The following is a 13,745-nucleotide window of genomic DNA, read 5'->3' as shown; positions in this document are numbered from 1 at the left end:
ATGCATAATCAAAATGAACAACGTCCCATCCTTGCTATTACTATGGGAGATGCCGCAGGCTGCGGTCCGGAAATTATCATTAAAGCTTTTGCCAATACTACCATGTACGGCATGTGTCGACCTATCGTGTTTGGGGATGCCGGCCGCCTGGAACTTGCTGGCAGGCTGCTTAATAGTACACTTAAAATTAATAAGGTCACAGATATAGATCAAGGAGTATTTACTCCCGGGATTATCGACGTACTGGACTTTGCCAATATTCCCGCCGACTTGCCGTTTGGGCAGGTTGACGCCCGCGCCGGCCATGCTGCCTACCAGTATATTGAGGCTGCTGTTAAAAATGCGCTGGCCGGGCAAGTTGACGCAGTTGTTACAGCTCCTATCAATAAAGAAGCCTTGCACAAGGGCGGTCATAACTACCCCGGCCATACCGAAATTCTGGCTGATCTCAGTAATACAACTGACTATGCCATGATGTTGTCCAGTCAGTCCCTCAAAGTCATCCATGTAACAACACATGTATCCATGCTGGAAGCGTCTGCGCTGATTACCAAAGAACGGGTATTGCGGATTATTCGTTTGGCTAATCGTACGTTACGGTTACTCGGACTGTCTGAGCCGCGCATTGCCGTTGCCGGCTTCAATGCTCATGCCGGCGAAAACGGTTTATTTGGACGGGAAGAAATTGAACAGATTAAGCCTGCTGTCGAGGCTGCCAAACAAGAGGGAATCAACGCCAGCGGGCCAATTCCGCCCGATACTGTATTCTATCGCGCCGCTAGCCGTAAAGAGTTTGATATCGTTGTGGTCATGTATCATGACCAAGGCCATATTCCGGTAAAGCTCCTGGGATTTGAGGATGGCATTAATGTTACTGTCGGCCTGCCGTTTCTTCGTACTTCTGTCGATCATGGCACAGCCTTTGACATTGCGGGAAAGGGTATTGCCGATAGCCGAAGCATGACTGCCGCTATTGAGTTTGCCGCCCGTTTGGCTAAAGGTGCGCGCTCTCAGAACTAGCCTACCGTCTGTAACAAGGTGGTGACGCAAAATTCTGGCAAAGATATTATTAATTGCTCCCTACGCCGACATGGTAATTTTGGCGCAGGAGACAAAAGAGCAGTTCGCGCTGGACTTTGACATTAGGGAAGGTTTGCTGGAAGAGGCAATTGATGTAGCGGTAGCTGCAGAAAAGGATGGCTATCAAGCTATAATCAGCAGAGGTGGGACAGCGGCAATAATCAAGCAGCATGTAAGTATCCCGGTAGTAGAGATAAAAGTAACCGGATATGACGTATTACGGGCTTTATATTGCTATCGCGACTCGGATACTACTGTTGCTATCGTCGGTTATGATAATGTTGTATTCGGTTGCCGCGCCGTAAGCAATATCTTACATATTCCGATCTATGAATACCTGCTGAAGGTAGAAGCAGAGCAACCGTACAACTGGCCGGTAATAAGCGCCCAAGTCAGCCAATTACTTAAGGAGCGTGGGATCACCGAAGTAGTTGGCGATGTAGTGGCCCAGAGCAAACTACAGTTGGAGCATCTGAATGTACATTTAATAACAACTGGGCAAGAGGCTTTACTTCAGGCCGTTGATGAAGCCAAACAAATTGTTGCCGTTCGCGAAGTAGAAAAAAGAGAGGCTGAACGTTTACACGCGATTTTGAACTTTGTTCATGATGGTGTTATTGCCACAGATGAACAAGGTATTGTTACTTTAATGAACCCGGTTGCCGAGCAAATCTTTAATCTATCAAAAGCAAGTGTCGTAGGTAAGCGCATTAATGATGTAATACCCAATACGCAAATTGATACCACACTTAAGACAGGGGTTGCTCAACTGGAAGACCTGCAAAAAGTCCCCGACGGTTATATTTTGACCAATCGGGTTCCTATACAGGTTGAGGGCGGGATAAAAGGGGTTGTGGCAACTTTTCAGGAAGTTACCAAGATCCAGCATGCCGAGCAAAAAATCCGCCAGAACCTATATAGTAAAGGGCATTATGCCAGATACAGTTTTGATGACATTTATACTACCGACAGTCAAATGAAGCGATTGATAGCGATCGCCAAGAGTTATGCCCGGACAGATGCCACAATTCTAATTCAGGGCGAAAGCGGGACAGGCAAGGAATTATTGGCGCAAAGCATCCACCAGGCAAGTAACCGGGCAAATGGACCTTTTGTGGCGCTAAATTGCTCGGCGTTACCGACAAACCTGTTGGAAAGCGAACTTTTTGGCTATGTCCAGGGGGCATTTACCGGTGCTAAAAAGGGTGGAAATCCCGGATTGTTTGAAGTAGCTCATAACGGCACGATTTTTCTTGACGAAATTGGCGATATTGATAAGAGTGTACAATCGCGTTTGTTGCGGGTATTAGAGGAAAAGCAGGTGATGCGGCTAGGGTCTGACACTATTATTCCTGTTGACATAAGGATAATTGCTGCCACCAATGTTAATTTAAAAGAGGCAGTGTCTAAGGGGAATTTTAGGCTTGATCTGTTCTACCGCCTCAATATTTTAAATTTAATTGTGCCACCGCTTAGAGCACGCACAACCGATCTCAAGTACCTCTTGCATCATTTTCTGAACAAATATAGCGAAAAGTACGGGATAAAGATCGCCGAATTACCTGAGGACGTAATGGCCGCCCTGCTTCAATATGACTGGCCTGGGAATATCCGGGAATTGCGCAATATTGCTGAAAGAATAGTTTTATCTTGGCCGGGAGGAGAAAAGGCAGACCCTGACCATCTTAGGCTAATTATCGAGGATTTAGGTAACGCTGCAGCCACTAACGGCAATATGAGTGCAGATTATTTTCTGCAAGGCTCGCTACAAGAGATAAAGCAGAAAATTATTATGACGGTTTTAGAAGAGGAGGGCCATAATAAGAGTAGGGCCGCTCGGAGGTTGAATATCGACAGAGCGACATTAGAAAAATACTTATAGTTGTAGAATTTTTTAGCAACCATATGCGGATTTTTTCGGCAGGTGGTTGCTTTTCTATGTCTCAAGTATTAATAATCTCAAGATTTAGTCATTGGCATGATACTTGCTTATTATTTTATTGACAGCCAAACCTGCCTTGTGTTTGCGACTATTTTTCATAATAAGGGGGAAGCTATAAAGGTTAAAGGATTACACGATTAGGATTACACCGTTGACGGGGTCGGTAACCATGAGCTGATACGACCATCTTTGTTTGGCAAATAGAGTATAGCACAGGCGTAGATGGAGCAACCTGGGTTGAGCATCAGGGTATAACTATTGCTAAGGGGGAATCTGTCCAAGAAGTCGGCAAGCGGATTTTTAGTGAAATATTGGAAGTATCATTAGGCAAGTTTGCCCAAGCTGAAATCCTCGACTACAATGATTTTGCCATAGACATTTAGGTCTTTTTATGTAGTTTTTATACTTCATGTGCATAACTTGGCAAGCTGCCGGGGTCGCGGCGATAAATTGCACTAATATTTAATTTTAGGAAGGAAGAAGTCAATGAAAATTAAAGCAGGACTTGAGAGAATTCCCGGGGGATTAATGATGATCCCGTTGCTGCTTGGTGCGGTAACTAATACTCTGTTTCCAACGGCTGCTAAAACTTTTGGTTCCTTTACCGGAGCGCTTATGACTGGCGCCTTGCCGATCTTATCTGTATTCTTTTTCTGTATGGGAGCAACTATTGATTTTAAGGCTACACCATATATTCTGAAGAAGGGCGGAGCCCTGCTGGGTTCTAAGATACTAGCCGGTACTTTATTGGGCCTTCTGGCTGCGCAGTTCATGCCAACAGGCATGGTTGAGTCAGGGGTGTTTGCCGGCCTTTCGGTTTTGGCCATTGTAGCGTCCATGAATGATACCAACGGGGGCCTATACATGGCGCTAATCGGACAATACGGCAAAAAGGAAGACGGCGGAGCTTACACCCTGATGAGTATGGAGTCGGGGCCCTTCTTTACCATGTTAACCCTCGGTATTGCCGGGCTGGCCGCTTTTCCCTGGGAGGCTTTTGTCGGTGCTATTTTACCACTCCTTGTCGGCATGGTTTTAGGCAACCTTGATCATGAATTAAGAGATTTTGTAAAACCTGCCATTCCCATTCTTATCCCCTTTTTCGCTTTCGGACTTGGTAATACTCTTAATCTGACTACTGTCTGGAAATCCGGGCTACTTGGCGTACTGCTCGGAATAGCAGTTGTAGTTGTAACAGGAACTGTTTTAATTATTGCCGATAAATTGACGGGGGGCAACGGAGTCGCCGGGATTGCTGCGGCTTCTACTGCCGGTAATGCCGCTGCCGTTCCTGCGGCTATTGCTTCGATTGACAAAACCTACGCGGGAATTGCGCCCTCGGCAACTATGCTTGTTGCTACATGTGTAATTGTTACTGCTGTATTGGTACCGTTAGCTACTGCCTTATGGGCTAAATGGGTTAACGCTGACCAGCGCAAAGAAGTAGTGAACTAAAATTTATCAATATGAGCCTTCCCTTTAACGGAAGGCTTTTTCACGAGTATTTATAGAATAAGTATGCTGTAAATGGAAATGCTTGAAGCAGTTATGGTATGACACAAGTGCGGATTGTGAGGAGGAGATAGTAATGAAACAAGTAAAGCTTGCCTATGGCAAAAATGGGGTTATGATTAGTGTTCCGGATGAGGCAGTTGTAATTGAACCTCGCAATTTGCCACAACTGGAAGATGAGAAGACTGCGGTTTTAGCCGCACTGCGTGAGCCTATTGGCGCTTTGCCGCTTAAAGAGATTGTAAAGGGTAAGGAAAGAATTGCTATTGTCATTTCGGACCTAACCCGGCCGACCCCTAATTATAAATTAGTGCCCTGGATTCTGTACGAACTCGCCGATATTCCTAAAGATAAGTTTGTCATTATCAATGGTACTGGTAGCCATCGCGCCAACACCAGAGAAGAGCTGGTCCAGATGTTGGGGCAGGAAATAGTCGATACTGTAAAGGTAATCAATCACGATGCCTTCAATGATGATGAACTGGTCAAGGTTGGGACCAACACCTATGGCTCGGAGGTCTATCTCAACAAAACCTACGTTGAGTCCGACTGCAAGATTGTCATCGGTTTTATCGAACCTCACTTCTTTGCCGGCTTTTCAGGCGGACCGAAGGGAATAAATCCGGGAATAGCCGGTATACGGACAATCCTCGATTTCCATAATGCTAAGATGATTGGTCACCCCAACAGTACCTGGGGTGTAATTGAGGGCAATATTTTACAAGATGCGGCAACCCAGAATTGCTTGTTAGCCAAACCTGATTTCATGCTTAATGTTACGCTTAACGACAATAAAGAAATTACCCAAGTTTTTGCCGGTGATGTTATAAAAGCCCACCGTATTGGCTGCGAGTTTGTGAAAGAGCATGCTATGTATGCCGTAGATGCTCCCTTTGATATTGTCATTACAACCAATTCCGGCTATCCGTTAGACCAGAATTTGTATCAAACAGTAAAAGGTATGAGTGCAGCGTCCCAGATTGTAAAAAAGGGCGGCAGTATCATTAGTGTTTCGGAATGCTCGGACGGCGTCCCTGACCACGGCAACTACGCCAAAATTTTACAAATGCGTAATACACCACAGGAATTGCTGGAAATGATAAATGACGAAAGCTTCTCTGTTTTTGACCAATGGCAAGTGCAGGCGCAGGCCATGGTTCAACTCAAGGCAGACTGTTATCTTTATTCAACATTAGATCCGGAGACTGTCCGCAAGGCTATGTTTAAGCCGATTACCAGCGTTGAGGAGACGATTGATAGCCTGCTTGCCAAGTATGGGAAAGAAGCCAGAATTGCAGTTATGCCATTAGGGCCGTTGACCATTCCTTATGTCAAGGAGTAATTGTTAATAACTGTAATTTGAAATGGGTATTATGTATAGCCGTGCGCTTTCCGGAAGCGTACGGCTATATAGCTCAGTTGGGAGAGCGCAAGTAGGAGCATAATGTTGCCAAAAGTTACATGTTGCAATAAACAAGTAATCCTGGATTTTGTTTCATATAGGGGCAGGACGAGCCTTGGTTAATGTAATCAAGACGTTTAAACAATAATAAATAGAGATTTCTTAATAGAGAAAACTCCTGCAAGGATGGGAAACTTTGCAGGAGCTTTTTTCGTGGTACAGAATTAAAATGAGGTACGTCATTTTTCGGCAATCACTATGAATATAACATGGAGGTATGTGTTACCATGCAAGCAGATAAGATTGCGCTTATTGCCCCAAACCGGGATTTTACCTCACGGGCATTGGATTTGTTCAGTGAATGGGGAGAAAAAATCCATGTAGCAATGGCTTCAAAAGAGGATGTCATATTGATTGCTCGGCAACTTAGTGAAAAGGGTGCAGATGCTCTTATCTGTTATTCAGACTTTGTCAAGACCATTAAGACGACGGTTAATATTCCGATTGTTTCCCTCGGGCCAAGCAGTCTGGATATTTTGCGGGGGATGCAACAGACAAAAGAATGGCTGACGCAAAACGGAAAACATATAGCGACAGGTATGGCGGTGGGGATAATTGGTCATTCAATTATAGATGAAACAACGATTGTTGGCGATATCCTGGGAATACCGACGCGAGTTTTAGCCGATATCCAGGGTACGGATATGTCCGGGATATTGGCCATTGTCCGGGAAGTTCCGGATATTATAAGCCCCGACGGCGCCCTAATAGAGTTCATATCAGATATACCTTGCTTTTCTGTAACAGTGGGGCGGGAAGCCTTGCTAAGATCGGTGCGTCAAGCTCAGGAACTGGTTGCCGCGGGGCGCAGGGAATGGGCTAAATTGGAACAAATTAAGACGATCATGGATTTTACGGGAGAAGGAATTGTTGCCGTTGATAACCAACGGCGAATAACTTATGTAAATCATATTGCGGAAAAACAGTTAAAAGCAAGCAAGCATCAGATAGTTGGAAAACCGGCGGCTACCCTTTTTCCGGATATAAATCTGGATGATGCACTACGATATGCTCAGACTAGAATTATGCCGTTTGTAGATGGACGGGAACAGATGCTTGCTTGCCGGATCGTTCCAATGATAATAGGTGGACAAACTGTTGGTGCGGTACTGACGATAAATGAATCCAATTTTCCTATAAAGGACAAAGCCGGTAAGTGCACTAATGAAAGCGGGCACAAAGCCACATATTGTTTTGATGATTTTGTCACGGTAAACGAGACCATGAAAGAGACATTGGAAATAGCCAAAAGTTATGCCGGTGTCGACTCGACAATTCTTATTATCGGTGAAACAGGGACTGGTAAAGAAATTATTGCTCAGAGTATTCACAATTACAGCCGGCGTTGTAATGGTCCGTTTGTAGCTGTTAACTGCGCTGCTTTACCCGAGAGTTTGCTGGAAAGTGAACTTTTTGGTTATGAATATGGAGCTTTTACCGGGGCGCGTAAGAATGGGAAAAAGGGTCTTTTCGAGCAGGCTGACCAAGGTACTATTTTTCTCGATGAGATTGGGGAAATATCACTAGGCATGCAGGCCAGATTATTAAGAGTTATCCAGGAGCGGGAGATCATGCGTATCGGCGGGGACAAAATTATTCCTATTGATGTAGGGATAATAGCGGCGACACATCGAAATTTGCCGGAATTAATTGAAAAAGGATTATTCCGGCGCGACCTGTATCATCGATTAAATATTTTACAGTTGCACCTGTTGCCGCTATCTGCCAGAAAAGAAGATATTCCCTATTTGGTTGAGTGTATTGGCAAAAAACTTAGCGCAAGATTATTTAAACAACCGCTAAAGTTTAGTGCAGGCGCAATGAATGTCCTTGCTTGTTACCCGTGGCCCGGCAATGTCCGGGAATTGGAAAGCGTTATCGAGCGGATGCTTATTCTGAAAAATGGCGGGGTCGTGACAAGTGACGATATAAAGAAGGTACTTTATTGTGGCTATGACCGGCGGGACAACGAAGCACTAGTAGTGCCAAGAGGGACTATGGAGGAAATGGAGCGGGCAATCATTCGGCAAGTTTTAAAAGAGACAGGTAACCAGGATGAAACGGCAAAAATACTTGGAATAAGTACAACCACGATTTGGCGCAAAATGAAAGTATGTCAAAATAATAAAAACAATTTCATTTTATATGGCTGTGGTAAGCCAAATTAAAGGAAGTATTTTACCGACATTTCAATTTGAATATAAACATTTCAAATTGAAAGATTATCTTTAAAGTTTGAATTATCCAGATAATATGCCGGATATTTATAACAAGATAAATATCCGGCATTTCATTTTGAAATTAATCGCATTGATGCAAATAATATCAAAGTTGTGATTATTTAGATAGCGAGCTTGTTATTACTGGGACTTACAGGTATCAGGCAGGTATGATAGATGTTGGCATGAAAAATGCGTATCAAATTTATCGAAGTGTGAATGGAGTGGAAAATATGAACCGTTTAGCAATTGTGGCCGATAACTTAATCGGAGCAAACGATGCCGGGGTTCAATTCAGCAAGTTTGGTTTTAGTACACAAGTAATACTCAACCACTTAGACTTAGTAAACCACTGTAATGGGGTAGATGTTGTCTCAATTAACACCAACTCACGGAAGGTTTCACCTGAGGTTGCTTATGACCGCGTTTACCAAGTTGGGAATAAGTTGCTCAAGCTTGGATTTGAACGCTTTTATAAAAAAATTGACTCAACATTACGGGGAAATATTGCCGAGGAAATAAGAGCAATGATGGAATCGCTGTCACTTACGCTGGCGGTCATAGTTCCATCATACCCGGCCCATGGCCGGATTGTAGAAAACGGCTATCTGCAGCTTATTCAAAACTGGGGAGACAGCAGTGTACCGGTTCCCGTATATTATATACCTTCTGTTATTAAAACAGATGCTAATGTTCCGGTAGCTGTTTTAGGATTAACTGATGTTCGGCAAGGAGAAGATACTTTGGCTCAGAAGATGACTGAGTTGCACAAGGCCGGAGTCAATTTAATTACAATTGATGCGGTTACCGATGAGGACTTGCGTAACATTGCAGTTGCTATCAATAAGCTGGACATCCGGTGTCTGGCAGTGGGATCTGCGGGTTTAGCGGGTAATTTGCCCATTGCCTGGAAGGCAGCAGGACAGGACCATATGAGCTTACGACAAGGAACGATGATTGTTGCCGGGACTTTAAACCAGGTCACAGCTGAACAAATAAGAGCTGTATTAGATTGCCCCAATACCGAGTTGATTGATATCAAATGTGGCATCATCTATGAGGGTGGGGCAGCGGAGGAATTGACGCGGGTTCTGTGTGACATAGGGGCAGCGCTTGCTGCAGGTAAGATTCCTGTAGTTGTGATTGATACGCTGCTTGAAAACCGCAATGATGCCGATGCTCTAGGTCTGTCAGAAAGGGTTCATAAATTTGGGCATATTGTAACCGCACTACTGGGTCAGATCGCCAAAGAAGCTGTTGAGCGGCATGATTTGCGCAATCTGGTCATATCCGGCGGCGGGACAGCAACTAGTATTTGCCATGTTTTGGGAATAACAGTAATTAATCTTGAAAGGGAATTGCTACCGGGTATACCGCTTGGCAAAGCAAGTGGCGGCAGTTGTGACGGATTGTATTTAGTTACCAAAGCCGGTGGTTTTGGTAAAGGCAATTCACTTAGAAAAGTATTGGATTCGCTTTAGCAATGTTTTTTACATGCAGATTTAGGTATACAGATCTGATAAATCATAAGGAGGTCAAAAAATGAGTTGTTGTCGCAGTCAATATTTACGAACAGTTAATTATCAGGGAGACGGCTTGCGGGCTGGGATGCTTTGGGATGAACCCGATTTCGGGAAAATGCAGATATTAATTGATACCGTTCATGGCGACAGCCATCCTGGCAGCAGTCATTTGGGCACACTGGCTGATGAAGCAAAAAACGGTGTTTATGAGTCACAAGGCAAGCCGGCTGTTTATGCCGTTACTGATATATGTGACGGTATTGCCATGGCCCACGACGGCATGAATTATTCGCTGGCAAGCAGGGAAATTATGTCGTTCATGTTTGAAATTCACGCGTTGGCGGCGCCTTTTGATGGCGGTATTTTTATGTCATCTTGTGACAAGTCTGTTCCGGCGCAGCTAATGGCGATGCTTCGTCTGGAAATGCCTACTCTACACGTTTGTGGCGGATCGATGCTGAGCGGCCCCAATTACATGTCATCAGAAATTCTGTACGGGGCAGGCGATAAGTATACCAAAGGCGAGCTAAGCCGCGATGAGTTGATGTATTACTCAATGAATTGTTGTCCCAGTGCCGGCGCCTGCCAGTTTATCGGTACGGCCAGCACTATGCAGTGTATGTCGGAAGCGCTGGGCTTGGCATTACCGGGAAATGCGCTGGCGCCGGCGTATACCACTCACCTGCCCAGATATGCCCGGAGAGCCGGGCGGCAAGTGATTCAAAATGTGAAAAACAAATTAATTGCCCGCAATTTCATTAATAAAAAGAACTTCATCAACGCCATGATGGTTCACGCTGCGCTTGGCGGGTCAACCAATGCCCTGTTGCATTTGCCTGCCATCGCTCGTGAAGTAGGTATTTCGATCGACCAGCAAGAATTTGATGCTATCAATCGTGAGATTCCGGTGTTGGTTAGCCTGAAAACCGGGGGGCAATGGCCAACCGATTTATTCTGGTATGCTGGCGGCGTACCTGCAATTATGCGGGAACTCAAGGATCTGCTTTATTTGGATGCTATGACAATTACCGGCCAAACAGTGGGTGAAAACCTCGAACAGCTTGAGCAAGCCGGTTGGTTTGCCGAGGTAAACAGTTATTTAATTAACTATAAATTGTCTGCCGGAGACATTGTCAAAACCAGACAAAACCCGGTTAAACCGCAGGGGAATATAAAGATTCTTAAAGGCAATCTTGCACCGGAGGGAGCTGTAATCAAGTTATCCGGAGTTGACGAGGCAATCCATAATTTTACCGGTAAAGCACGAGTGTTTGATTCGGAAGAAGAAGCGGTAGCCGAATTGCTTGCTGGAAAAATCGGTCCGCAAACAGCAATTTTTATTCGTTTTGAAGGACCTAAAGGGTCCGGGATGCCTGAGATGCTGAGAACAACTGAAGCTCTGTGGAATATGCCGGAACTATCCAGTAGCGTGGCCCTGTTTACCGATGGCCGTTTCTCCGGAGCGACCCGGGGACCGGCGGTAGGCCATATCGCTCCTGAAGCTATCGAAGGCGGCCCTATTGCCTATCTTGAGGATGACGACATCATAAAAATGGATGTTGCTGCCCGTAGGTTAGATATTGTCGGACTAAAGGGTGTGCCGGCTACTCCGGACGAGGTTGCCGCAGCACTGGCAGAACGTAAGAAGACCAAGCAATTCCCGGTAAAAGAGGCAACCCCCTTGCTGCGGATGTATAAGAAATTGGCCCGTAAGTGTACAGAGGGCGCAGGTTTAGATATTTAGGCTCCATTCAGCAATCGGCCATGAGTGTACGAGTTAGAAAAATAATGGCAATTGGGTAGAGCCCTATGTAATTTGGGTCATCGCCGGCATCTTTTTTATCGCCTATTTCTTGTTTGAAGTTCCCAGTAATATCATCATGCACAAAGTGGACGCGCGCATCTGGATTGCCCGGATTCTTGTGACCTGGTGGCCCGGCATTCAGATAAAACATTGGAACGCCGTTATCATGTGGCGCTGTCCATTTCGCTCGCCTTTTTCGGGCTGGTTGGGATGACGATGACAACCGACTTGTGGATATCTATGTTGCTTCTTTGTGTCAGTACGGCGGCTATCTACTGCTTTGTTGGCACTTTCTGGAGTTTGCCGACATTGTTCCTGACTGAGGCATCGGCTGCAGTAGGGATTGCAATCATCAACTCGGTAGGTAATCTAGGCGGGTTCTTTGGGCCTTATGTCGTCGGTTATCTAAAAGATGCAACAGGTTTCACCACATTTAGTATGTACTTTTTGGCGACTTTTGCGTTGTTGGCAACTTTGTCGGTATTAGCAATCAAGAAAAAGGATTCGAATGCCGGCGCTGATCAAACAGGTATTGCAGCAAAGTCTTAAAAAAGCCTGATGCTCCGTGCCTGTGAGCGACTATGCCCTTTTGAGCATAGTAATTTGGGTGGTAACGCGGAATTAACCTCCGTCCCTTGTTTAAGTCAAGGGGCGGAGGTTTTTGTGTTATAATAAGAATATTGACTGTTCCAACAATGGGAATTATAATCATCTGTATACTAATGACAGGGTTTTTCGACATAACATGGAGGTGTGAGGCAATGGATATTTTAGGAATGATAGCGGAAAACCTGCAAGCCGTAAAGGAAAAAAGGCCGTTGGTGCATCATATTACCAATTATGTAACAGTAAATGACTGTGCGAATATTGCACTGGCAATCGGCGGCTCACCGGTAATGGCTGATGACAGGGAAGAAGTGGAGGAGATGGTATCATTTGCTTCAGCGCTGGTTCTCAATATAGGAACGCTGAATGCGCGTACCGTTGAATCGATGATAGCGGCAGGCAAAAAGGCTAAAGAATTAGGTATTCCCGTTATCCTTGATCCTGTAGGTGTTGGTGCCACCAAACTGCGGACCGAGGCTGCCCGGAGAATTATTGAAGAGGTTGGGCCGGCCGTTATTAGAGGAAATATGTCGGAAATGAAGTTTTTGGCAGGTATGAATGTAGCCATCAAAGGCGTCGACTCTGTGGCTGATGAACAAGACGGGCAGGCTATCGCCGAAAATTTGGCGAAACAACTCAACTGTGTTATTGCCATTACCGGTAAGCGGGATATTGTTACCGATGGACAAAAAACCTGCTTTATTGATAACGGTCATGAAATTCTTTCCAAAGTTACAGGTACCGGTTGCATGACTACATCTCTTATCGGTGTATACTGTGGCGCCGGTAAAGACTGGTATATAGGAACAATTGCCGGCATTTTATCCATGGGGATTGCCGGTGAGCTTGCGCAAGCAGGGCTGGCTCCCACGGACGGGATAGGTATGTTTAAAGTCAGATTATTTGATTCCATATATAATTTGTCAACTGAGAAAATACTTTCTAAAGGAAGGGTTATCGGTGGATAAAACCAAGGTCGATTATAAGCTATATCTGGTGACTGACAGACAGTGCCTAAATCATAGAGACTTGTGCGCGTGTATCGAGGAGGCTATCTTAGGCGGGGTAACTTTAATCCAGCTCCGGGAAAAGTCTGTTTCAACATTAGAGTTTTATGAGACAGCCAAGAAAGTGAAAGCAGTTGCCGACAAGCATAAAGTCCCGCTTATAATCAATGACCGGTTAGATATTGCCATGGCGGTTAATGCCGACGGATTGCATATCGGCCAAGACGATATGCCGCTCGAAGTCGCCCGTAAGCTGTTAGGGCAGGATAAGCTTATCGGTGTGTCGGTTTTTTGCAGGGAAGAAGCTTTGCTGGCGCAGGAACAGGGTGCAGACTACCTGGGGGTGGGGGCAATTTTTAGCACGCCTTCCAAAAGTGATGCCAAGTATGTAGATCTAATGGAATTAAAGCAGATCAAAGAAACGGTAAATATTCCGGTCGTAGGCATTGGCGGGATTAACGAATCTAATCTGCATAGGGTTTTAGAAACCGGAGTTGACGGCGTTTCGGTAATATCGGCCATTTTGGCCAAGGAAAATTGCCAAAAGGCGGCAGCAAACCTCCGTGAGATAATGGCCGCCAGATGGTGAA

The 13,745-nt window shown here is 45.2% G+C and carries 11 protein-coding genes; 10 read left to right on the top strand and 1 reads right to left on the bottom strand.

The window, feature by feature from the left end:
- From pdxA to ilvD, 7 genes are all read left to right on the top strand, one after another.
- The gene (gene pdxA, locus SCACP_RS17890; protein WP_425058856.1) at positions 1-1,020 is read left to right on the top strand and encodes a 4-hydroxythreonine-4-phosphate dehydrogenase PdxA; all 1,020 of its coding nucleotides are present in this window, start codon (positions 1-3) and stop codon (positions 1,018-1,020) included.
- Positions 1,021-1,090: 70 nt separating this feature from the next.
- Entirely contained in the window at positions 1,091-2,962 is a 1,872-nt protein-coding gene (locus SCACP_RS17885; protein WP_425058854.1) for a sigma 54-interacting transcriptional regulator, read from the top strand.
- 546 nt (positions 2,963-3,508) lie between these two features.
- Positions 3,509-4,477 carry a 2-keto-3-deoxygluconate permease gene (locus SCACP_RS17880; RefSeq protein ID WP_425058853.1) on the top strand — a complete coding sequence of 323 codons (969 nt, stop codon included), beginning with the start codon at positions 3,509-3,511 and terminating at the stop codon, positions 4,475-4,477.
- 133 nt (positions 4,478-4,610) lie between these two features.
- Entirely contained in the window at positions 4,611-5,876 is a 1,266-nt protein-coding gene (gene larA, locus SCACP_RS17875) for a nickel-dependent lactate racemase (protein WP_425058852.1), read from the top strand.
- Positions 5,877-6,223: 347 nt separating this feature from the next.
- Positions 6,224-8,164: a sigma 54-interacting transcriptional regulator gene (locus tag SCACP_RS17870; RefSeq protein WP_425058851.1), complete on the top strand. Its 1,941-nt coding sequence runs from the start codon at positions 6,224-6,226 to the stop codon at positions 8,162-8,164.
- Between the two features lie 284 nt (positions 8,165-8,448).
- Positions 8,449-9,696, top strand: coding sequence for a four-carbon acid sugar kinase family protein (locus SCACP_RS17865; protein WP_425058850.1), 1,248 nt, complete (start codon positions 8,449-8,451; stop codon positions 9,694-9,696).
- Positions 9,697-9,757: 61 nt separating this feature from the next.
- A complete protein-coding gene (gene ilvD, locus SCACP_RS17860; RefSeq protein WP_425058849.1) occupies positions 9,758-11,482 on the top strand; it encodes a dihydroxy-acid dehydratase in 1,725 nt (574 codons plus the stop codon).
- A 7-nt stretch (positions 11,483-11,489) separates the two neighbouring features.
- Here the strand turns inward: ilvD and SCACP_RS17855 are convergent, their stop codons facing one another.
- Positions 11,490-11,693, bottom strand: a complete 204-nt coding sequence (locus SCACP_RS17855) for a hypothetical protein (protein ID WP_425058848.1) — start codon at positions 11,691-11,693, stop codon at positions 11,490-11,492.
- Here SCACP_RS17855 and SCACP_RS17850 point away from each other — a divergent pair.
- From SCACP_RS17850 to thiE, 3 genes are all read left to right on the top strand, one after another.
- Positions 11,693-12,091 (top strand): hypothetical protein, encoded by a 399-nt coding sequence (locus SCACP_RS17850; protein ID WP_425058847.1) that lies wholly within the window; start codon positions 11,693-11,695, stop codon positions 12,089-12,091. The genes SCACP_RS17855 and SCACP_RS17850 overlap by 1 nt on opposite strands.
- A gap of 212 nt (positions 12,092-12,303) precedes the next feature.
- Positions 12,304-13,116 (top strand): hydroxyethylthiazole kinase, encoded by an 813-nt coding sequence (gene thiM / locus SCACP_RS17845; protein ID WP_425058846.1) that lies wholly within the window; start codon positions 12,304-12,306, stop codon positions 13,114-13,116.
- Complete coding sequence (gene thiE, locus SCACP_RS17840; RefSeq protein ID WP_425058845.1) at positions 13,109-13,744, top strand: thiamine phosphate synthase; 636 nt, start codon at positions 13,109-13,111, stop codon at positions 13,742-13,744. Before thiM ends, thiE begins: the two co-directional genes overlap by 8 nt.
- Position 13,745 lies beyond the last annotated feature (1 nt).

The organism is Sporomusaceae bacterium ACPt (genome assembly GCA_041428575.1).
In the GTDB taxonomy this organism is placed as follows: Bacteria; Bacillota; Negativicutes; order Sporomusales; family Sporomusaceae; genus Sporomusa_D; species Sporomusa_D carbonis.
Note: the sequence above shows the minus strand (reverse complement) of the source record. Positions and strands in the feature narration are given on the sequence as shown.